General features: G+C 49.9%; 16 protein-coding genes. 10 read left to right on the top strand and 6 right to left on the bottom strand.

Annotated elements, in window-relative coordinates; all coding sequences use genetic code 11:
• Positions 1-86: 86 nt before the first annotated feature.
• The 4 genes from EKK48_30600 (at position 87) to EKK48_30615 (ending at position 5,670) form a co-directional block, all read left to right on the top strand.
• Positions 87-2,816 (top strand): hypothetical protein, encoded by a 2,730-nt coding sequence (locus EKK48_30600; GenBank protein RTL34929.1) that lies wholly within the window; start codon positions 87-89, stop codon positions 2,814-2,816.
• Positions 2,817-2,890: 74 nt separating this feature from the next.
• The gene (locus EKK48_30605; GenBank protein RTL34930.1) at positions 2,891-3,385 is read left to right on the top strand and encodes an Lrp/AsnC family transcriptional regulator; all 495 of its coding nucleotides are present in this window, start codon (positions 2,891-2,893) and stop codon (positions 3,383-3,385) included.
• Positions 3,386-3,446: 61 nt separating this feature from the next.
• Positions 3,447-4,694: an aminotransferase class I/II-fold pyridoxal phosphate-dependent enzyme gene (locus EKK48_30610; protein ID RTL34931.1), complete on the top strand. Its 1,248-nt coding sequence runs from the start codon at positions 3,447-3,449 to the stop codon at positions 4,692-4,694.
• 16 nt (positions 4,695-4,710) lie between these two features.
• The gene (locus EKK48_30615) at positions 4,711-5,670 is read left to right on the top strand and encodes a tetratricopeptide repeat protein (protein RTL34932.1); all 960 of its coding nucleotides are present in this window, start codon (positions 4,711-4,713) and stop codon (positions 5,668-5,670) included.
• An 80-nt stretch (positions 5,671-5,750) separates the two neighbouring features.
• On the opposite strand, the gene EKK48_30620 is transcribed toward EKK48_30615, so the two are convergent.
• A complete protein-coding gene (locus EKK48_30620; GenBank protein RTL34933.1) occupies positions 5,751-7,199 on the bottom strand; it encodes a matrixin family metalloprotease in 1,449 nt (482 codons plus the stop codon).
• Positions 7,200-7,457: 258 nt separating this feature from the next.
• Between EKK48_30620 and EKK48_30625 the strand changes: the two genes are divergently transcribed.
• From EKK48_30625 to EKK48_30640, 4 genes are all read left to right on the top strand, one after another.
• Entirely contained in the window at positions 7,458-9,278 is a 1,821-nt protein-coding gene (locus EKK48_30625) for a PAS domain S-box protein (GenBank protein RTL34934.1), read from the top strand.
• On the top strand, positions 9,275-11,032 hold the full coding sequence (locus EKK48_30630; GenBank protein RTL34935.1) for a PAS domain S-box protein: 1,758 nt from the start codon (positions 9,275-9,277) through the stop codon (positions 11,030-11,032). Before EKK48_30625 ends, EKK48_30630 begins: the two co-directional genes overlap by 4 nt.
• Positions 11,033-11,190: 158 nt before the next feature.
• Positions 11,191-11,883: a hypothetical protein gene (locus EKK48_30635; GenBank protein ID RTL34936.1), complete on the top strand. Its 693-nt coding sequence runs from the start codon at positions 11,191-11,193 to the stop codon at positions 11,881-11,883.
• Positions 11,883-13,265, top strand: a complete 1,383-nt coding sequence (locus EKK48_30640; GenBank protein RTL34937.1) for an aspartate aminotransferase family protein — start codon at positions 11,883-11,885, stop codon at positions 13,263-13,265. The genes EKK48_30635 and EKK48_30640 overlap by 1 nt, the downstream gene beginning before the upstream one ends.
• 136 nt (positions 13,266-13,401) lie before the next feature.
• Here EKK48_30640 and EKK48_30645 read toward each other — a convergent pair whose 3' ends face one another.
• Together EKK48_30645 and EKK48_30650 are read right to left on the bottom strand one after the other, a co-directional pair.
• Positions 13,402-13,770, bottom strand: a complete 369-nt coding sequence (locus EKK48_30645) for a hypothetical protein (protein ID RTL34938.1) — start codon at positions 13,768-13,770, stop codon at positions 13,402-13,404.
• Between the two features lie 129 nt (positions 13,771-13,899).
• Positions 13,900-15,705: a hypothetical protein gene (locus EKK48_30650; GenBank protein RTL34939.1), complete on the bottom strand. Its 1,806-nt coding sequence runs from the start codon at positions 15,703-15,705 to the stop codon at positions 13,900-13,902.
• A 134-nt stretch (positions 15,706-15,839) separates the two neighbouring features.
• Here EKK48_30650 and EKK48_30655 point away from each other — a divergent pair, with 134 nt between their 5' ends.
• Positions 15,840-16,496 carry a DUF3124 domain-containing protein gene (locus EKK48_30655; protein ID RTL34940.1) on the top strand — a complete coding sequence of 219 codons (657 nt, stop codon included), beginning with the start codon at positions 15,840-15,842 and terminating at the stop codon, positions 16,494-16,496.
• A gap of 476 nt (positions 16,497-16,972) precedes the next feature.
• Here EKK48_30655 and EKK48_30660 read toward each other — a convergent pair whose 3' ends face one another.
• The 3 genes from EKK48_30660 to EKK48_30670 form a co-directional block, all read right to left on the bottom strand.
• Positions 16,973-17,173 (bottom strand): hypothetical protein, encoded by a 201-nt coding sequence (locus EKK48_30660; GenBank protein ID RTL34941.1) that lies wholly within the window; start codon positions 17,171-17,173, stop codon positions 16,973-16,975.
• Positions 17,174-17,626: 453 nt separating this feature from the next.
• Positions 17,627-19,081, bottom strand: a complete 1,455-nt coding sequence (locus EKK48_30665; protein RTL34942.1) for a hypothetical protein — start codon at positions 19,079-19,081, stop codon at positions 17,627-17,629.
• Positions 19,082-19,108: 27 nt separating this feature from the next.
• The gene (locus EKK48_30670) at positions 19,109-20,050 is read right to left on the bottom strand and encodes an ethanolamine ammonia-lyase subunit EutC (GenBank protein RTL34943.1); all 942 of its coding nucleotides are present in this window, start codon (positions 20,048-20,050) and stop codon (positions 19,109-19,111) included.
• Here EKK48_30670 and EKK48_30675 point away from each other — a divergent pair.
• Positions 19,932-21,299, top strand: coding sequence for an ethanolamine ammonia-lyase subunit EutB (locus EKK48_30675; GenBank protein RTL34944.1), 1,368 nt, complete (start codon positions 19,932-19,934; stop codon positions 21,297-21,299). The genes EKK48_30670 and EKK48_30675 overlap by 119 nt on opposite strands.
• The last annotated feature ends 29 nt before the right edge of the window (positions 21,300-21,328 follow it).

Below are 21,328 nucleotides of genomic sequence, written 5' to 3' on the forward strand. Positions count from 1 at the left end.
CAGGATGTAAAGGTACACAAAGGCCACATTTGGAAATTACTCTCGTTTCATGCTCGAGACGATGGCGCTCGCTGGAGGATTTTTAAATGACGAAGCCGAATGACAATGACGTTCCACAAGCTGTAGACCGCGTGATGACGCAACTCAGTCAAGACAACACCCAGGGTGCCTTGAAACAGATTCACGACGAGATGAACAAGCCAGGCGGAGCAACAGAGTCAAACAAAGAATTTCTGACGGCTCTTACAAAACGCTGCCAGGAGCAGGGCTACCTTCCCAAACTGGCTGTCGATTTTGGTCAAAAGAATTTCAAGGCACTCGACTTAAACGGCAGCGGAAGCATTTCCGCAGGCGAACTTCAACACGTACTGAACGACAAGAAAATGATGTCTTCACTCGATCCATTTCAACGCGAAATGGCCGCTTACCTTCTCGCCAACTCAAAAGAAATCGGTAACGTAGGACCTAGCTACAGAGGAAAGACTGCGGATATTACCAGCACTAAGCTAAACACTTATGCCAAGGGAGCTGATACCAAATACGAAGCCTATCAAAGTGGACAAAAACTGCTCGGTCAATTGGGAAGCCAGGATAAATTCAACGCAATCGATACAGATAAGAACGGGTTTCTCTCTGAGGCAGAAATCGACAAAGGTATAAACTTTGCGGATCGAGCTCTGGCAATGCCCGGTCTAGTTACTCCAGAAGCAGCAAAGAACTTGAAAGATCAGAAAGAGTCCCTCGAGTACTTGAAGTCACATCGCGACCAGGTTGGTACGGCTGAAAACGACAGCTTTTGGAATGATGCCACACTCAAAGACATTCAGGCAAACGCCACAAAACATGCCAATCCACGAAACCTCGAGCATATCCCAACAATCGACGATAAGATTGCTGATGCATCAGCCTCGCAAAAAGGAAAAATCGACATGTCTCGCGGCGAGCACACGTCGGAAGTGATGATCAAATACATGGTCGATCATCAGCGCGAACTGGATCTCGATGGGAACGGAAAAGTATCAAGAAGCGAGCTCAATAAAATTCTCGACACACCAAAATGGAGAGACTCTTTCTCTGATGATGAAAAACGACTACTTCAGGAAATGCGCTCTAGATTCAACGACCTATCCAGCGCGAGCGGACGAGGCTCCACCAGCGAAATTTCGCTAAGCAGCATGGCCGGCTATGTGCGAAAGGAAGAAGCAGCACGTGACGAAGAAACCAAATCTGCAGCTGCGGCAAAGTATGCTCGTGAAAATTTCGCCGCCGTCGACAGTGATCGTAACGGTTGGTTATCACAAGCAGAAATAACCGAAGCAAAAGACTTCTACGCAAAAGCCTCAGCTGCTGGTCTTCTTCGCGACGACGCGAAGCAGAAAGCCGACGAAAATTTGAAAGCGCTGCAATATTTGGAGGACAAAAAGAAAGAGATTTCTAGTGCCACCTTCAGCAGTGACATGACTCAGGCTGATATCGAAAAATTTGCGAAAGGCAAAGCAGGACACGTCAACGATACCTTCAGACCTTCACAAGCAGAGGCAAACAAAGAACCTGAAAAAAAGCCCAATGAGGCGCTAGCCAAATCAGCGGAAGCTGCCAAACCAGCAGAAGCGGCCAAACCGGAAGAAGCCGCCAAGCCGACGCAAACTGCAAAACCTGTAGAGACTGCAAAACCTGCAGAAGCTACAAAACCAGCCGAAACTGCAAAGCCAGCTGAAACTGCAAAACCCGCAGAAGCTGCAAAACCAGCCGAGACTGCAAAACCTGCAGAAACTGCAAAACCTGCAGAAACTGCAAAACCTGCAGAAACGCAAGAAGACCCTGAATGCAAAGATGGAGTCTGTCCGGTAACTCCCAAGTTTCCACACCTTGAAGCTGGAAAACCAAATGCAGACGCACCAAATAAATTGGCACCCTGGTTGCAGCCAATTGAACTGGAAGGACTGAACTTAAACAAACCAGCTGGACCAAAAACCGAAGGACCCGACTCCGATGCGCCGAAGTTAGAAGGTCCGAAGTTGGAAGGTCCCCGGGTAGACGATCCAAAACCGGAAGAACAGAAACCAGAGGCAGGAAAGCCAAAACCGCTCATCGATCCATCCGAACTGACGGAAGAGACTGAACAAGAGGAGAGAGTACGTACCGAAACCGACTTACCGGCTGAGCCGAAAGAATCAAAAGTGGAGGAAAGCGAAAAGGAAAAACCAGCTGACACACGCTTCAAGTACACTCAAGAGAATTATGCAGATGCGCTGAAAACAGCAGCGGAGCAAAACAAACCAGTAGTCCTGATTATGGCAACAGGCAAAGACAAAGAAGCAATCCAGGCCGCTGCAGATGCCAGCAAAGATGGAAAAGCGGTCGTAGTCTATGTGGACAGAGACACAACCGACGCGAAATCTCCACTCGGCGCCTACGCAGCCTCGGTGTTGGAAAACCATAACAAACGCAACGGCACCAATGACGAGAGCCTGATGACTGTGTTTCATGTAAACAAAGATGCGAACGGTAAGCTGCAACCAGAGTCAGCCAAATTCGCTAATTACGGAAACCCTGGCGATATTGCGCCTCTGCTCGGCAAGCAAATCGATGAAACCATCGCGCAAAGAGCCGCAGCTCAAGTCAAGCCTGTCGAATCGAGTCCCGTCCAATCGAGACCCGTTGAACAAAGACCGGTAACGGAAGTTTACCGACCCGCTCAGCCAGCGCAACCGATCCAGCAGACATGTTCGCCATACAATGCGTGCAACAACAGCGTACAAACCTACCAGACGTACTATAGCCAAGGCAGACGGGGACTGTTCCGCCGCCGCTAACGTAAATAGTCAATAATCGACTGGTAGACCGATATCCGCGTCGAAATAGGCTGATAGTGCTAAACTATCAGCCTATGCCGCCAGAAGAACCCGACGAAATTTTGACAATTCTTGCCCGCGACGCGCGAACTTCTCCAGAGAAGATCGCTAAGATGCTTGGCCGTTCTATCGAAGAAGTCAAAGAAGCAATAGCCCGGTACGAACGTTCCGGAGTGATCAAGAACTACAAAACCATCATCGATTGGGAAAAAGCAGGTGTTGAAAAGGTAATTGCTTTTATCGACGTGAAAGTGCATCCCGCCAGAGAAGTCGGCTTTGATAAAGTAGCGGAGCGCATATATCGATTCCCAGAAGTTCAGAGCCTCTGGCTGGTCTCGGGTGGTTACGATTTGCGCGTAGCTGTCGAAGGAGCCCACATCCGCGAAGTTGGTCGATTTGTCGCGGAAAAACTTGCTCCCATTGAAGGCGTCATGGCAACCGAGACACATTTCCTACTGCGCAGATATAAAGAAGACCAGGTCGTTTTCGTTGATAACGAAGAAGACACGCGACTTGTAGTCACGCCTTGAGTGTGAGGACTGTCAATCCACTGCCTCTGTGCCATTAACAGAAGCCGCCTGGGGAGAACCAATGAGCAGCGACAACTCAAAACAAGCTCCAGCACTCTCCAAAATTGCTCGGGAACTAGCTCCAAGCGGCATTCGAAAATTTTTCGACATTGCCGCAAAAATGCATGACGTAATCTCGCTGGGAGTAGGCGAGCCGGATTTCGTGACGCCGTGGGGCATTCGCGAGGCGGGCATCTACTCCATAGAAAAAGGTCAGACGACATACACTTCCAACTATGGCTTGCTGGAGTTGCGCCAGGAGATCAGCAGACATCTTGAAGAAAAGTATGGTGCCAGATACTCCCCGGAAAACGAAATCCTTGTCACCGTAGGTGTCTCCGAGGGGATGGATCTGGTCATGAGAGCCATACTGGATCCAGGCGATCAGGTACTGGTGCCGGAACCTTGTTACGTCTCCTATCGCCCTTGCGTTGCGCTGGCAGGAGGAGAACCAATCGGCGTAGCAACCAGAAGCGAAGATAATTTCCGCGTTTCGGCGGCTCAACTTGAGCAGAAATTGACACCGAAAACCAAGGCTATCATCCTCGGATTCCCATCCAATCCTACGGGCGCAACAATGCCTCGCCAGGCGTTGCAGGAGATTGTCGATTTCGCGACGAAACACAATCTTTTTATCGTCAGCGATGAAATTTACGATCGTCTCACATACGAAGGCGAACACACTTGCGTTGCATCATTGAAAAATGCCATGTCGCGAACCATCACTTTGAACGGATTCTCAAAATCTTACGCCATGACCGGATGGCGCATCGGCTACGCCTGCGCACCACCGGAAGTGCTGACGGCAATGATGAAAATTCATTCTTACACTGCGTTATGTGCACCAATAAACGCTCAAAAAGCGGCCCTAGAAGCTCTTAAAAATGCAGAAAGCGCAGTCGAAGATATGATTGCACAGTACAATCAACGACGACGCTTGATCGTGGATGGATTGAACTCAATAGGGCTTAAGTGCCATTTGCCGGCAGGAGCATTTTATGCATTCCCAAGCATCAGAGCCACAGGACTATCGAGCGAAGAGTTTGCCGAAAGACTGCTTTACGAAGAAAGAGTAGCAGTTGTTCCAGGCACCGCATTTGGTGAAGGCGGAGAAGGTCACATTCGCTGTTCTTATGCCACCAGTATCGAGAAAATCGAAATCGCTCTAAGCCGTATAGCCCAATTCGTAGAAAAGATTTCTCCCGATGTGATAAAAGCAGCACAACTGAACAACAAAGACTACAGCGAGTCAAAGAGCATCGCGCGCTGACAAAGGTTCAATCCATATGCATTCCAAGACAAAAAGTTTTGCCCTGTCGGCTATCATGCTGTGTCTCAGTGGTGGCTGCTCGGTTCATGAAAACAAGTCGACTTCAGCAGATGTGCCAACATCTCATCAAGACGACTCCAACCACTCCAGCCAACAGACTACAGCTGGTGCTCCGGTCAAGGGAGATTTAGCCAGCGATTTGAAGATGTACTCGGACAACATCAAGAAAAATCCCAAAGACGCAAGGTCTCTCGTCGGTCGCGGACTGAGCTACGAAAAACTCGGGCGCTTCGACGAATCACTTGCAGATTTCAATAAGGCTCTCGCGATCGCTCCCGAAACACCAGGCGCTCATTCAGGCAAAGCGCAGACGCTCCTCTGGCAGGGCAAATTGGACGAAGCCATCTCAGAAGCAGATAAAGCCCTGAAACAAGACAGTAAAGATTTAAGTGCCTGGGAAGTGCGCGCCAACGCCTACATCATATCCAATAAGCCAGATAAAGCTCTTAGCGACATCGAACACGCCATTCAAATAAACAGCACACAAGCGTCTGTCTACGAATTACAAAGCCAGGCGCTGCGAAAACTGAAGCGCGACAAGGAGGCTTTAGCCGCTGTAAATAAGGCTATTGAAGTGGATCCCAGTTTCGCTCAATCGTATAACAGTCGTGCCATCATATACAGTGGCATGGGTCGAAATCGGGAAGCGATTGCCGATTTCAACAAGGCAGCACAGCTCCGCCCCGAAATTCCAGATATTTACCTGAACCGAGCCCTCTCCGAAATCGCACTGCAGCAATATCGGGAAGCACTGGCAGATTGCAATAAAGCAGTGGAGATGTCACCCCGCGCAGGAGATGCCTACTTTTTGCGCGCTAAAGTCTATCGACAACTGAAAGACCCGCAATCTGCGGAGAAAGACGAAAAGATGGTGGCTGACCTGGGCTATAAGCCCCCTAAGACGCTGAAACTATAATTCTTTAGGCTCCAGGCATCTAAGCTGAAACTGTAAACCTTCATCGAGACTCAAACTTAAACTTGGTCCGGGCAGCCAACTCATTTTTGCCGGGGTGGTAAAGACGGCGTAGCGAACAGATTAGCTGGCGACTCCAGTCTATTCACAGTCTTGTTTGCCTTCGGAACGGACCTGTTCTGCTTGCCTCCGATCGAGCTTTTCGGCGGTGGCAAGCTCGGCTGAGCAAAGAGTACGGACGGTAATCTGGTGGTACCGGACGTTTTTGGTGCGGTCGGTTGAGCGAACAAGCTGGCATTGGATGAGTGCGACGAACTGGTCGACACATCCGAAGCAGAATCTGAACTGTCCTTCTTAGGCGGCAGGGGTGGCTGCGCGAAGAATGACGGGGGTATGGGAGGATATCGCAGAGCCCCCGGCGGCAGCGTCGGCTGGGCGAAACACTCAGGCGGCAGGCTTGACGTGCCGGTCACGAGAGTGACAACTGGATAGTCTTGATACAGCCGAGCAGCGGTTGCTCGGTCGCGCGGAGAAAGAGAAAACAGCTGACGCGGCGTCAGTTTGAAGTACATGATGTCTTTGACGTATGGGGAATGCCCAACGCCTATCGCATGTCCAATTTCATGCAAACATGCGCTTTTAATCTTACTGTCGGCAGCCTGTGCGCTGTGGTCAAAATCGTAAGTTTCAATTTGAATCAGGGCATGCGAAATCATCTGCTTATCATCGGTGTCGCACGTCGTCAAACCGGCAGCGTCACGTTTACGGTCTTTCTGGACTGTACTGATCGCCTGTCCGACCCACTCGACCACGACATCAGCTTGTGCTTTATCGTTCACAAGCTTGTAAGACAGCTTATTGCCCGAAGCGCTGCACCACGCATCGAGAGCTTCCAGAATCAAACGACGATAACTGGGACGATAATTTTTCACACCCTTTCCAGAATCGATATAAAGTTTCAGCGGAAGAAGACCTTGCTTCCACTTTTGCGCCTCTTTGTTCTCGACTATGTCATCGAAGTAATCCCGCTTCTTCGACTGTCCAGCCTTGACTTTGTGACTGTCATCCTGAAGGTCACGGATAATATCGGCAGCCTGCTGCCTGAATTGCTGATCCGGGCTTTCGATTATGAAGCGTTGGAAGGCGTCCTCCGCCTTCTTAAATTCCCCCATGTCCGAGTAGCACAGACCCATCGTGTAAAAGGTGCCGGGTGACCCACCGTAACTTTGAGCTATCTTAGCGTGCAAAATTCCCTTCTCAGGGTAACCCAGCTCTCGATATATCATGGCCAGATTTTCGTGCAGAGTCCCCGAGTAGCGACTCGGGTCATGCCTGGCAGCCGACTCAAGCAGTGGTTTGGCCTCGTTGTATCGGTCCGCCGAGATCAAGCCGTGCGCCTTTTCCAGGGCATCGAAAATGTGGGACTCAGTTTGATAATCGAGCGGCGTCAATGCCAGAGCCGCTCCAGCGAAGGCTGAAGCAGTAACTATAGGGAGAAGCGAATTTAGAAGAGTCTGAATGTATCGAGCCAAGGCAGTCAATCCTCTCTTCCAATTTTCCCGCCAAACACTCAGTCTTAACAGAAATAAATTGTGATCACGAAAACAAGAAACAGACGCCTGACGTCCGACTTGCCCCTTAGCTTACAGCGAAACCGCAGCTGCTTATACCGGGGAAATCCGGGGAATGATGCATTGGCTCAAGCGTTATCAACCTGCGTGCGTCTAGCTGCAATTGATTTCACTGTTCGCAAATGGCACTATATATGGTGCAAGAAAAAAAAATAGACAATGAAGTTACGCATCTGGCATAAAATTATCATACTGATCTTGATACCGCTCTCCTTCGAGATCGCAGCCACAGCCTATCTCGCACAAATACTAGTTACAACCGACAAAACATCAGAACGCTTTCAAAATTCGAGAAAGATCCTGTCTGAGTATCACACTATGCAAAACTACCTCACTGAGGCAGGTTTCGATGTGGCGAACATGTGTATTTATCAGCCGGACCCCAGTCCACCCGCTTTCGAAGAAGATAAGCGAAGAGTCGAGCAAGCCAAAGCCGTTCTGGAAAAAGCTGCTGACATTCATCCAACTGTTCGGGAAGCTCTTGATACGGCACCAGCACTGTTCGAGCATGCAATCGAGCTGGTCGACAAAGCAAAGAAAAATTACGACGATCCGACTCTTACTCTTCGCAAAAAGGGATCTGCCCTTAAGAACGATGTATTCAATCTGCTCATGGAGAGCGAGCCGCTGTTCAAACGTGTAGCCGATGTGGAAACATCAATCGAGACTCTTGAATCATCAGAATTACAGAAATCACGACAGTTAATCGTCAGTGCCGCCATAATAGCCTTTCTCTTCAGCCTCCTCATAACTTTTCTTGCTGCTCTAATTTTCTACAGGAGCTTTGGCAAACGGCTCCAACTTATTGAAGGGAATGCAGAGAAAATAGCGGTTGGAAAAGCTCTCCCACCGCCTCTATCGGGCGGTGATGAAATCGATGAACTGGACCGCACTCTGCACCGAGCTGCGCAGTTTGTGGAAAATGCCCACCAGAAAGAATTTGCTGTTCTAAATAAATCCGTCGACGTTCTGTGCAGTATAGATACCCGATTCAAAATTGTATCGATTGGCGAGTCTGTGGAGAGATCATGGTTCTACCGTGTTGATGACGTACTTGGACGCTCCATTCTGACTTTACTACCAGAGACAGATTCCGTACGCATACGCAAAATCTTGAGCGAATCGACAGAAACGGAGATAGAGCACGACTTCGAATCCGAGTTTAAGTGTGGAGATGGCGAATTGCGCGAGTTCGCATGGAAAGTCAGGTGGAACCCGACGAAGGGCAACTACTTTTGCGTTCTACGCGACATTAGCGCACGAAGGAAAATTGAACGTGCCAAGCAGCGCCTGCTGGCAATTGCCAGTCACGATTTACGCACTCCGCTCATGTCGGTATCAGCAAACCTGTCTTCGCTGGCAGCAGGAAGATTCGGCGAATTGCGAGAAGATCTGAAGATAGCTCTGACCAAATCGGAGCAAAGTCTGGATCAGCTCATGGACCTTATCCAGTCATTGCTGGACCTGGAGCGGATGGAGTCGACCCAGGCACACCTCGAACTCAACTGCGTCAGTGCGATGGACGCTGCGTTGCAATCAATAAGCACAATTGAAACTCAAGCGCGGGATGCAAACGTGCACATCGTGCCCCCCGGAAGAGACGAGTCGATTCTGGCAGACGAGCGACGCATCGTGCAAGTTCTGACGAACCTGCTTCAAAACGCTCTCACCCGTTCTGCTCCCAGTCAGACCATAACAGTGACAGTCGGCTCATCCGGCGACATGGTGACTGTCTCCATCATCGACCAGGCTCCCAGCATTCCAGATGAAGAAAGGGAGCAAATCTTCGACAAGTACTTTCAAGCGCACAAAAACAATCTCAACCGAGACAGACGCTCCAGTCTCAATCTCGCCTTAGCCAAGGTGTTGACTGAAGCTCAGAAGGGTGCAATTGGAGTATCGACCGACAACGGCAAGGGTAATCGTTTCTTTGTACAGTTTCCTAAATTTGTCCTCGACGAACCAGAGGACAAACAATGAAACTTTCGACTCAGGGACTGATCGTCATCTGCTTACCGCTCCTCTTTCAGTTTCTCGTTTCCCTTTTTCTAGTGATCTGGATTTTTCAAGCGCAAGAGTCTCTGTCAAAATCAGCGCAATCAAGCGGCTTGCTGCGCCAATGCGATTTAATCAGCAGTGATATATTCCGCTCGCTGGGTGAGGCCTTTGTAACGTTCGACGGAACCAAAGCAAGATCAGACGTGCAGAATAGAATGCTGGCAAACCGCCTTGAAGACGTTCACCGTGAATTAAAAGACATTCCCGAATACCACCAATACGATGTGGAACTGGCGAGAACCGGTAGACATCTACTTGACGTATTCAAGTTTCTGGAAATTGAACGCGAAAAAGGCGATAAACACGAAGCCGTCACACCAAGTATTCTCAAAAGCGGACGGGATCTAACTGAAGTCGTAAACAAAATCGTCGCAGAAGAAAACGCAAGGAACGAGCGAAAATCTCAGGGCAAAAAACGCATCGACATTTTGATGGTGGTCTGGGCCGCCACAGCATGCAGCGTGCTGACAACTATGGTCATGGCCGTATTTTGCGCATTGAATGCCAGAAAACTCGTGCAACTAATCACAGCGAATGCGCAGCGCTTCTCGCGTCGCCAACCACTTGAAACTCCGCTTGGTGGTGATGACGATCTGGCACGAGTCGACCAAATTTTTCACGTCATGGACCAGGCAATCAGGGAGGCGGAGCAACGAGAGCAAGCCATTATCGAGAATTCAGCAAACTTGATCTGCTCACTTACCAACGAAGGAGCATTCGTTAAGGCTAACCCTTTCGCTCAATCACTGCTCGGATATTCCCCCAAAACGTTGACAAAGCTGACGTTACTGGACGTCGTTCCAGCTGATGAGGCGCTGAAAGCGGATGAACAGCTCTCCAGGGCATGCAGCGTGGAAGGAGCAAGCACGTTCGAATTGAGACTATTGACCGCAGACAAAAAGACAGTCGAAACATCATGGTCTGCATTCTGGTCGGAAGGGGACCAGAGCTTATTTTGCGTGGTCAGCGATATTACTGAACAAAAGAAGGTCGAGCACCTGAAAGAAGATTTTATCGCGATGATCAGCGATGAACTGCGATCGCCACTGATGTCGGTATCGGAGACGGTCTCGAAAAGCACAACTGGGCAGATGGGTGCAATTCCCGAATCAGCGCAGCCAATCTTTGCTACGGTAGCCCGCAGTCTGGATCGATTGATACGCCTGGTCACCGACCTTTTGGATTTCGAGAAGTTGCAGTCCGGCCAAATGAATTTCAATATGGGTCGAAACAGCCTTACAAGCATAATAAAACAAGCGGAGCAAGAAGTATTAGCACACGCAACCAGAAGTAAGATTCACATCCGCGCAGGAGATACCGGTGCCTTCGTGCAGGCCGACGCAGAACGAATCACACAGCTTCTAGTCAATTTGCTCTCCAACGCTATCCGCTACTGCAAGCCTGACGGCGTCGTATCAATAATAGCCTCTGAACAGAAAGAGCACGTTGAGGTCAGTGTCATCGATCAAGGACCAGGAATTCCACCTGAATACGTAGACAAGATTTTTACAGCCTTCGAAGTCGCACCGAAAAGCAAGCAAACGAAAGAGGGGGGCAGTGGACTTGGACTGGCAATCAGTCGATTGATCGTGGCTGGACATAAGGGCACTATATACGCTACCAACGAACCGTCAGGCGGGGCCCGATTCACATTCACGCTGCCATATGCGAAGTAACTCAAGCCCCCGTCAAGCGGGTCCAGTTCAATCTCATTCCGGTCACTCCGGCTCAGCACACTCTAGTCCAGCTCACTTCCGCCCGTCAGTCTCGGACCGCTCCAACGTATCACCGCATTATCGGGTAAGATAGCGCCAGAAAATAGAAGGAACGAACAATGGAACTTCAGGTCCGAAAAAACAGCCAGTTTTCGTTTGAACTGCTAAAAGAAGCAAGCACAATGTCGGTGCAGCAGATCTTCCCCTTGCTGAGCGCCTGGTTCGTCACCCTTCTGGGTCCAGTAGCGATAATGGGAGTAGGTGCCTTCGTTGGTCTGTTGATTGATAAAATTATCTTTCACGCCAGGGAGGCTGGGCTCGCAAGTGTAATAGGTGTCGGCATTCCCGGTCTGTTCATCTGTGGATTTTATGCCGGTTGGATCTACACCACCCTGCGCATTGCCAGACAAGAAAAGACGAATCTGGGTCATCTCTTCCGACCGTTCCCTCAGATGTTTTCAGCGGCTATGGTGCTGATTCTATCGACTATCGCGACGGCACTACCGTCATTTACTGTCATAGGAGCCATTGTTAGCCCGGTTATTTTCCTGAAGTTTCAATTGGCGCCTTGCTTTGCCGTTGACCAGGGTCTGGGTCCGATCGAATCAATGAAGCGCAGCTGGAAAGAAACAAATCGAATCTGGATTCCACTGGCAATTCTCGATCTCTGTTTCTTTGCAATCAGCACCGCACTTGGTTTCACTCTAATTGTTCCATTTGCCGTTTTTATGGTACAGGGAGTGGCGACGGCTCTTGTGTACGATCGATGGGTAATGAACGAAGAACTCGACGAACTTGAAATGGGAGATTAATGACTGTGGAAACAGCATCAAAGAAAAGCAGGATAATTAACCGAGATCGATTGGAAAACCTGATTGCCGCAGAGCAAAAGAGGTTCGAAGAATCACATCCAAAATCCCAGGCTCTGTTTGAAGAATCTAAGCAATATCTGCTTGGGGGCGTACCGATGAACTGGATGGTGAGGTGGGCAGGCTCCTTTCCTATTTTCGTCGACAAAGCAAAAGGTGCACATTTCACCGATATCGATGGACACGATTACGTCGACCTGTGCCTTGGCGACACAGGAGCGATGACGGGACACGCACCAGAAGCATCTCAAAATGCAATCATCGAGCGCATCAAAAAAGGCACCACTTTTATGCTTCCCACTGAAGATTCGCTCTGGGTAGGCAAAGAGTTAACTCGCCGCTTTGGGCTGAAATACTGGCAAATTGCCATGACCGCCACAGACGCAAACCGATTTTCAATCAGACTGGCGCGAAAAATCACAGGTCGCAAGAAAATCCTTGTTTTCAACTGGTGTTATCACGGCACTGTAGACGAAACGTTCATCACTCTGCAAGACGGCAAAGGTGTGCCGCGCAAAGGCAATCTCGGACCGCCCGTCGATCCGTCTGTGACCACGACCGTAATTGAATTCAACGATATCAAAGCCCTCGAACAAGCACTCGCATCTAAAGAAATCGCCTGCGTTCTAGCCGAACCGGTCATGACCAATATCGGCATCGTGCATCCCGAACCAGGCTTTCACCAAGCTTTACGTGAGCTTACCGAAAAGACAGGAACACTGCTTATCATCGACGAGACGCATACATTGTGCTCAGGACCGGGCGGGTACACGAAACTGCACTCTCTCACTCCGGACATTTTGACTATGAGGAAACCAATCGCCAGCGGCATTCCAGCAGCTGCGTATGGATTTAGCGAAGAGACAGCACAGCGCATTCGAGAGAACACGCCCATAGACGAGTCAGATACAAGCGGCATCGGTGGCACACTGGCCGGCAATGCCCTTTCACTGGCAGCAATCCGAGCGACTCTGGAGCATGTTTTAACAGACTCCGCCTATGAAAAAACGATACCGCTGGCGACCAGATTCACAGACGGGGTGCAGCAAACAATTCGTGAATTCAGTCTCCCGTGGACCGTGCAACAACTCGGCTGCCGAGCGGAATACTGGTTCAGAGAGACACCACCAAGAAATGGCGGCGAAGCGGCAGCAGCAATCGACGGTCCCATGGACCTCTACATGCACTTGTTTGCCTTGAATCGGGGAATACTGATGACTCCATTTCACAATATGGCATTAATCAGCCCCGCCACTACTGCCGGTGACATAGACCGACATACGGAAGTGTTCAGTGAAGCAGTAAAATCTCTGGTTAATGACTGACGTTGCTAGCAAAGGCAGTCAAAGGCAGATAGTAAGGCACTGCTTCCTAAACATCTCAGGCAAGCAGCGCCGAAGTGGAACCAATCTTGATACCGAGATCAGTGGCGAACTCGGTTCTCCGCGTCAGGGTCGGACACTAATAGCCAAAGCCATTGATCAGTTGAGAAAAGAACCCCGGACGTCCGCCATAATAGGGAGTTCCGTAACCATACGGTGCATAGCCGTAGTTGCTGTTGTAATAGTTGTTGTTGTAATAGTTCCGGTGCTTATGGTGGCGCCAGTTCCTGTTGTTATTGTTTCCGTAGATAGCTCCATTTACATATGGGCTATAGATGCCGCCTGTGAGTGGGCTCATACCGTGAGCAACATTGTTGGCGTACATCTGTACCGCTAAATTGTTGAGGTAATTTTGTTGATTATTGGCTTGAGCTGGTACCGTCAAACTGGCCCCGACTGTGGTCAGCAAGGCACCGACAAGCAAAGTAGATTTGATAAAACGTTTCATGAGACTTCCTCCTGATCCGACAAACTCTTTTATCGAGCTGTCTGGAAAAGAAGACGCAAGGTGCCCTGATTTTGATTCAATGCAAAGATTAAACCATTTGGTCAGTTAACGCTCAGATTGACCAGCTCATCAGTTTCGCGAAGGATCAAACCCGACGAAATTCGGAACGAAAGTGTACGGTGCGGCACTCGGACTCTTCGTCAATGTAGTCGTCAGTAATCCATGATCAGACAATCCACGGGTGATTTTAGGGTTCTGGAAGAACGGACGCACTTCAGGATTCGACATCATCCACGGAATATTTTTGTACAAGAAACCATCCAACCTTCCACCCATTGCTTGAGTAGATGTTGTATCGCCTGGGTTTGCAATCTTGAAACCAGCATCAGTCAGGGGTTTAAGTTCCTTGGAATTATTGAGGAAGGTATTCCAGTCACCGGCGATGATACCAGAAAAATCAGAGCCAAGAACATTAGCCAGACGCTGAGCTTGCTCGGTGCGCACGGGCGCAGTCTGCTCAGGACCACCTCTCATCGACTTGAGGTGAACCGTTACTGCGGAGAATTTTTCACCAGTGGCGGTGTCTTGCAGATCAACGCGAAAAGCCGGTCGCAAATCCGGAATGTTGTTGACGTTGGCTATCTCTTCGTATGTGCTTGTTCCAAGCACTTTCAGACGCGGATGAACAAGGAAACCTACCGCCTGTCCTCTGCTGTTGTCTCGGGAAATTTCAAAGTTATATCCATTATCCTGGGCAATGCGTGCCAGACCATCAGCATTTGCTTCTTCAACGAACATCAAATGATGGCGAGGAACGATTTGTTTATAGGAGTCTTTAAAGTAAGCGGCTTTATCTCCTGTGAGAAACTCCATATTCCACTCGCCCAGGATGAGATTTCCGTTCGCCGTGGCCATGGGCATTCCCTGAACACTTTTTGCAACTTCGCTTGCCACGACGCCGGCATCCGGCAACGGTCTTGGTTTAGCTTCCTGGAAGTAGGCTAACTGTTCCAGATTGGTGGCATCCGGATGATAAAAGCCTCGCTGAACGATTTCCTCGGGCGTCAGACTGGAGAATTCTTCGGTGGTGGGATAAACAGGTTGATTCTCACGAACATACTCTGAATAAGCCTTAGAGAGGGCGTTCAGATCGATTGTTGTCTTCGGTGCAATCTTGTCGGCAGCACCGGCAGTGTTTGCATCATTTATGATGCCGTTGGTGCGAACTTCGACGTTCGTACCCTGTTCTCCCGGAACGGTTTTTGTTGTCAGGCGAGTATACGCCTCATGCGCAAGCGGCATGCTCCAGTTCAAGGCGGCGCCCTGAACAGCAGATTGCAAAACCTTATCGTTCGATGCTAGTTTGCCGTCAGAAAAAAGCTGAGAGGCTTCAGCCATTACAGCACCACCGGCGAATCCAGTCACAGGATAAGCAGCCAATCTGCCGGCAAAAGGCAATTCACGACTGAGCATATTACCTTTATCGAAAACCATAAATCCAAGGCCCATGCCGATTGCATTTCCCAATCTGGTATGACCCTCTTCGGGCTTCTGCATTGCACCGAATGCAGCCGCACCAGCGACGTTTGCCGCTCTTGTCGATGTGAGCATAGGGCTCAATGCCTCTCCCACTTTGGTGCCAGCCAACGCACCGTCAGCAGCTCTAAAAACTTTTCCCGCACCGGCGCCAGCCAGAAGAAAAGGTGCTGCAGCTCCAACCCCACTCGACAGACCCTGCACAAACCAGTCTGCACTGTAAGGCTTGGCTTCATCCACGGCTAAGTGCACTTCGGGCAGCTTAGCAACATCAGCCACGACATTATAGATGGCGAGTGGACCGGCGTTTAGGGCAGGATCTAAGACGTTGTGCTGCGCCCAACTCAATGCTCCTTCAGACTTGCGTTCTGCAATTGAATCGTGAGGGATATCTGGCATTGCTGCACCGCTCCTTATTGTGACTGGCTTAAGCAGTTTTGCTTTTTATCGGCGCGTTCTCAATGGGGTTCCTACGATGCCGTTCGTATTTTCCTCACAAGAGTTAAACTATCTCCAGTCGATCTGGAGTTGAAATGCGTACAAAAAGCCAATCAGCCGCCATCACTTGCTGCGCAGTAGCGCTGCTGACAGCTGGCTGCAGTGACCCATCAGTGAGCCGAAAGTCGGAAGAGCCAGATTCGTGGCAAAAGCATCTCAAGCCCACGACAATAGATAAATCCAAGCCGATGGCGATGGATGAAGAGGTCTATATACCTATCTATTCACACATATATGTTGAAAATGAAGACAGAACTGTAAATCTCGCTGCTACTTTCAGCTTCCGAAATGTAGACCCGGAGCATTCACTAATCATCAAATCGGTGCGTTATTACTCGACTGACGGAACGCTACTCAAGGAATATCTGAAAAATCCAGTGCTCTTGAATCCACTGGCAACGGCGGATTTCATAATCGAGAGAGAAGATTCATCCGGCGGCAGCGGCGCAAATTTCTTGATTGATTGGGTGTCGCCAACGAAAATGTTGGAGCCTCTTGCCGAAGCGGTCATGGTAGCAACAGGAGCGCCGCAAAGCATGGCGTTCACCAGCCGTGGCATCGTGATTAGAAAAAGCGGTAGTTCTCAGTCCGGCGTTCAAATCGACGCAGCTCAAACTCGAGACCCGAGCAACGCGGTCAGCGTCAAACCCGAAAAGACAGAGGGAGCAGGGAAGTCAGCCAAGACTCAGTGAAAAGACTTCATCACAGATCGCGTGAATGCCATCACCTGCACAGGCATCTTGAATGAAGATTTGAAAAACCACATGCCACCAATTATCAGCAACGCTCCAAGCACGATAGAAATCTGTGCACTGGGAGGCATGGGCGGAGCACCAGCTTGTCTAGTTCTTAAGTCTGACATGAGAGCCTCTAAAGTTGAGTTCAGAATGGATAGTAACTAAGGAACAACAGGGATCTACGCAAACTTGATCTCATCAATTGGAGTCTACAATCAGACTACCATCAAATACCTTCATAGCACTGTCATTAACTTGAAATTCAATCGAAAAACTCGATCAATTTTGCTGTTCTTAAAGACAAAGGCACCAAACACGGTGCCTTTGTAAATCATAAATGAAAAGTCTTCATGGCTGCTGTCGAGAATTGTTTGCCTGCAAAAGTCTGCTGAGAACCGCCGACTTCAGCTTCGCCTGAGAACAAGTATGTCTTAGCGAGCGTAGCTGCGACGTGCAGACTGCACTTCTCTGCGAACCGCTTGCTCAAGATCAGACGAGTCGACGACTGAGTACTCTGCCAACCACTCTGCTCTCAATTCGTTGTGGATGCCCTGACGCATATTGGGGTTGCAATCCAACATGTGCAAGCACTCGGCGACTTGGGTTGGGAGATCGGTAAAATTGTCGCTCATTTGGACTTCCTCGAAGTGCTGGTTTACTGTCTTACTAAGCTGCCGGTTCAATGCACGAGTTTCTCAGCGCTGCTTTCAGTTCAGCTGCGCTTTGCGGTTTGTACCGAGAATTTGTTTTTGCAGATGCATTGCCCTGCTGCTAGTTTTATGCCCGTCCCTACGGTTCCTAATCACGTCTGCCAGAAATCGCCGAAACGCTAACAGGGCTGGGCTTAAACTGGTGTTTCAGTGATATTTCGAGCAGATTTAAGGTTCAAATTCAAAAAATTTTTGAGAAAAACAGGTTTCCAAGCGGAAATTGGACAATTCTGGGGAGCCTTGAAAGACGACGAATCGCCCCCCGCGAAAAGTCGATTTTTGGTCGTTCTCGCATATCGTCCTCAACCCGAAAAGAGCCACCAGGTGAGAAAAAAAGCCAATCCACCCGCTTTCAACCGATATCACCTTAAACTCTTAGGTATCGAAAACCATGGTTCTTAAGACAACTGGTACGGCCCTTCCACCGGCCAGGGGGGTGCCGATGTCGACGTAAGCCCCATGGGTGACATCACCCGCCGCCACACCGTCCAGGCACACTACATCAATAGATGGATTGAGCGCCCGCAGACACTGACCCAGGGCACTACCCAGGTCATGAGAGCAGAGCACGACCAGCGGAGGCTGGCCCTGTAGGGTCTCGAATGCATAGGTGAGGGCCGCCGCCCACACCTGGAGGGCGGAGTAGCCGACTCGTCCGAGCCCGGGCAGTGATATCGCGATCGGGTGGACGGTCCAGTCCAGGTCGCACACCGACAGCGAACCGCTGAGTGCACGGGCCAGCTGCTCGCCGTCAGGCGGACCGTCTGGACCTGACCGGTCGGAGGGGTGCCCGGTCGTGTATTCAACCACGGGCAGACTGCGGACGGGCAGTATCCCTTTCCCATAGTCCACGGTCGAGCCGCTCACTTGCACGGAATGCACCGATGCACCCTTCACCGTGGCACGGATCGGGTCTGCGGGAAACTTGTACGGGATGCAACGTCTCTCCAGCTCGGTCAACAGAGCCGCTGCTAGAAAGTTTCCCAGGTCACCATACTCAGTACCAGAAGGAGCAACAGACTGTCTCGACATCAATTCCGCAACACCGCCTGAGAACCAGAACTCTTTAATCGGCTTGTTTATAAGCAGAGGGTCCGTAAGAAGTAACGGGTGTTTCCATTCGTCTATCGTCAAAGCATCGACTATTGTTCGGGCCGCATAGTCTGCCAAAAGCTGTGCACTTTCGGGCGCAAGCGCCTCCCCCTTTCGAGTAGTGATATTCAGCACTTCCAAGCAAAATTCAGCCGAAGTGCTTAATCTCAGCACCTCCATTTTTTCGTTCAAACAGACAAGACGCCCACCCAGAGCCACAGCTGAGGTTGCCGCAATCTGCCCACGCTCGAAGATCGCGATGTTCGTGGTGCCACCACCAACATCTACATTGCAGACAGTTGCGCCGTGTTCTTCTGAGTATCCTCCTGCTCCCGAACCTCTTCCGGCAAGAACACTCTCGAAGTTCGGACCCGCACTGGCTGCCACGAATTCCCCAGCCAAACCTGCAAGTTTCTCGACAACAGCTTCGGCGTTTCGAATTTTTGCAGTTTCACCGGTAACGATTACAGCACCAGATGCGATATCACTGCGATCAAGTCCAGCCAACTTATACTGCCCGATCACAAAGGTTGATATTGCGTCTGCGTCAATGGTTCCATCTGCACAAAGCGGTGTCAAACAGACGGGGCTTTCATAACGCCCTTCCCTCCTGGTTATGACAAGCCGTTCTGGTTCACCGGCTTTTGAAACATTTGTCAGCCAGAGTCGAGAAATAGACAGATGCATTGATGTTGTGCCGATATCAATGCCGACGCTCAAAAATGATTTAAGCGACAAAATTGCCTCCAACTCCGTGAGAGAAGCTCACTCCGCTTCACTTTGCTGCAGTTTGACGCCGGACATTTTGCGCTGCAAAATTCGTTTTACCAGCTGCACTACATGCGCTCCAGCTTCTACTGGAAGTGTGCCGAGTGTGTGTATATTCGACACAACTGTACGGTCAGAGCTTATCGTATCAGGACCAGGATTATAAGTTAGATATGCACTCATGCTGCCTGGATTAGAAAGACCAGGACGTTCTCCGATCAAGCATAGCGCCACTTGCATCCTTAACGCATGCGAGATCTGGTCAGCGACTCCAACTCGGCCGTATCTGACCACAATCGGCTCACCGTAAGTAATACGTTCCAGTTTAAAACCATCGGTGAGCATGGGTAAAATATCGACGATATTATCCTCGATTGCATGTGCGGAAAGACCATCGCAAATTACAATCTGAACCTGCAAATCTGACGAACAAGATCGTTTCAGTTCATCCAGACTGCTTGAATTCAACCTCTTTCCTCTGGGCGGATAGCTTACAAAATCAAGCTTGTCAGAGGCGAGACTCTGCACAAATCGAAACTCCTGGTCGCGAACGAAATCTAAAAAATTCTTGCTGAATTCGCTCTTTACTGCATCTTTTGCCAGAGCGTGATCTCGACGAAAATTAATCCAGGTGTCAGTTGTGGCTCGCAGTCCAGCGCGTCCGACGCAAACCCGAGCCGGCGTAGAGGCGCACATCAAGCTGCTTTGCTGACCGCTTGCAGGAACGCGAGTAAAGCCGGGCACAGTTTTCTCCACAAGAATGTAATCAGACAGACGATAACACGTTACACTAAGAGTTCCAGCATGCGAGCCTACGGACATGGTCACATCCGCCAAATTATCGTGCACAATCAGCAAAGAAAACTTTAAATTCGGCAGCATAAAGGAAGTGCTAGCCAAGGCAAATGAAGAAAAATCGGGCGACACTCTGGCAGGCATATCAGCTAACAGCGAACTCGAGCGCATTGCGGCAAAGTCGGTACTCTCGCAGTTAACACTTGCCAATCTTCGAAATGAACCTGTCGTACCCTACGAAGAAGATTCGGTCACAAGACTGATAGATGATTCCGTTGAAGAAACCGCCTGGTCAAAAGTCAAAAACTGGACAGTCGGCGAGTTGCGTGAATTCATCCTGCAATCTCCAGGCGGCGAAGTAAGGGCGCTGAGCAAGGCGTTTACGGGAGAAATTGCTGCTGCTGTTACGAAACTAATGTCAAACCTCGATCTCGTCGTTGCGGCAAAAAAGTGTCCTGTGAAATCTACAGCCAACTCCACCCTGGGAGACGCAGGAGTGCTGGGAGCTCGGTTGCAACCGAACCATCCGGCTGATTCAGTGGAAGGTATTCTTGCCTCTATCTACGACGGACTCTCATTTGGTATCGGTGATGCCGTAATCGGCATAAACCCTGTTAATGACACTCCTGAGTCTGTCGAGCAATTGTTGCATCTAACAAACGAAGTAATTGAAAAGCTTCAAATACCTACACAGAACTGCATTCTCAGCCACGTTACAACACAAATGCTGGCCATTAAACGAGGGGCACCTGCCGGTCTCATTTTTCAAAGTATAGCAGGCACAGAAAAGGGTAACACCGCATTTGGTATTACCATAGAGATGCTCGAGCAGGCCAGAGAGCTGGGCCTGTCAAAGTGCCTGAACAAAGGAAAGAAGCCCATGTATTTTGAGACAGGGCAAGGCTCAGAGCTTTCCTCGCGTTCAAATTTCGACGCAGACCAGCTCACTCTCGAAGCCCGCTGTTATGCCTTCGCTCGGGCTTTCGATCCATTTCTCGTCAACGACGTGTGCGGATTCATTGGTCCCGAATACCTTGCCGATGGGCGACAGATGATCCGCGCCGGACTGGAAGATCACTTCATGGGTAAGTTGCTGGGTGTGCCTATGGGCATTGATGCCTGTTACACCAATCACATGCAAGCAGACCAAAATGACTTAGAGAATCTGGCAATTTTGCTTACCTGTGCCGGAGTCAACTATTTTATGGGAGTGCCGATGGGCGATGACGTCATGCTCGGCTATCAGACGACCAGTTTCCACGATGTCGCCGCTCTTCGTGAGTTGATGAACTGCAGGCCCGCTCCGGAGTTCGAGAAATGGCTGGAGTCTAGGGAACTGATCAAAGACGGCAAGTTGACGGACCGAGCCGGTGATGCAACTGTATTTTGGTAGGGCGATTTGACTAACGGCGAGACCATCTA

It is taken from the genome of Candidatus Melainabacteria bacterium, assembly GCA_003963305.1.
GTDB lineage: Bacteria > Cyanobacteriota > Vampirovibrionia > Obscuribacterales > Obscuribacteraceae > PALSA-1081.

Bases quoted from the DNA above. Each gene is read 5' to 3' on its own strand.
- EKK48_30600 (RTL34929.1), top strand. From the start codon at position 87: ATGACGAAGCCGAATGACAATGACGTTCCACAAGCTGTAGACCGCGTG.
- EKK48_30605 (RTL34930.1), top strand. From the start codon at position 2,891: ATGCCGCCAGAAGAACCCGACGAAATTTTGACAATTCTTGCCCGCGAC.
- EKK48_30610 (RTL34931.1), top strand. From the start codon at position 3,447: ATGAGCAGCGACAACTCAAAACAAGCTCCAGCACTCTCCAAAATTGCT.
- EKK48_30615 (RTL34932.1), top strand. From the start codon at position 4,711: ATGCATTCCAAGACAAAAAGTTTTGCCCTGTCGGCTATCATGCTGTGT.
- EKK48_30625 (RTL34934.1), top strand. From the start codon at position 7,458: ATGAAGTTACGCATCTGGCATAAAATTATCATACTGATCTTGATACCG.
- EKK48_30630 (RTL34935.1), top strand. From the start codon at position 9,275: ATGAAACTTTCGACTCAGGGACTGATCGTCATCTGCTTACCGCTCCTC.
- EKK48_30635 (RTL34936.1), top strand. From the start codon at position 11,191: ATGGAACTTCAGGTCCGAAAAAACAGCCAGTTTTCGTTTGAACTGCTA.
- EKK48_30640 (RTL34937.1), top strand. From the start codon at position 11,883: ATGACTGTGGAAACAGCATCAAAGAAAAGCAGGATAATTAACCGAGAT.
- EKK48_30645 (RTL34938.1), bottom strand. From the start codon at position 13,770: ATGAAACGTTTTATCAAATCTACTTTGCTTGTCGGTGCCTTGCTGACC.
- EKK48_30650 (RTL34939.1), bottom strand. From the start codon at position 15,705: ATGCCAGATATCCCTCACGATTCAATTGCAGAACGCAAGTCTGAAGGA.
- EKK48_30655 (RTL34940.1), top strand. From the start codon at position 15,840: ATGCGTACAAAAAGCCAATCAGCCGCCATCACTTGCTGCGCAGTAGCG.
- EKK48_30660 (RTL34941.1), bottom strand. From the start codon at position 17,173: ATGAGCGACAATTTTACCGATCTCCCAACCCAAGTCGCCGAGTGCTTG.
- EKK48_30675 (RTL34944.1), top strand. From the start codon at position 19,932: ATGGTCACATCCGCCAAATTATCGTGCACAATCAGCAAAGAAAACTTT.
- EKK48_30670 (RTL34943.1), bottom strand. From the start codon at position 20,050: ATGCCTGCCAGAGTGTCGCCCGATTTTTCTTCATTTGCCTTGGCTAGC.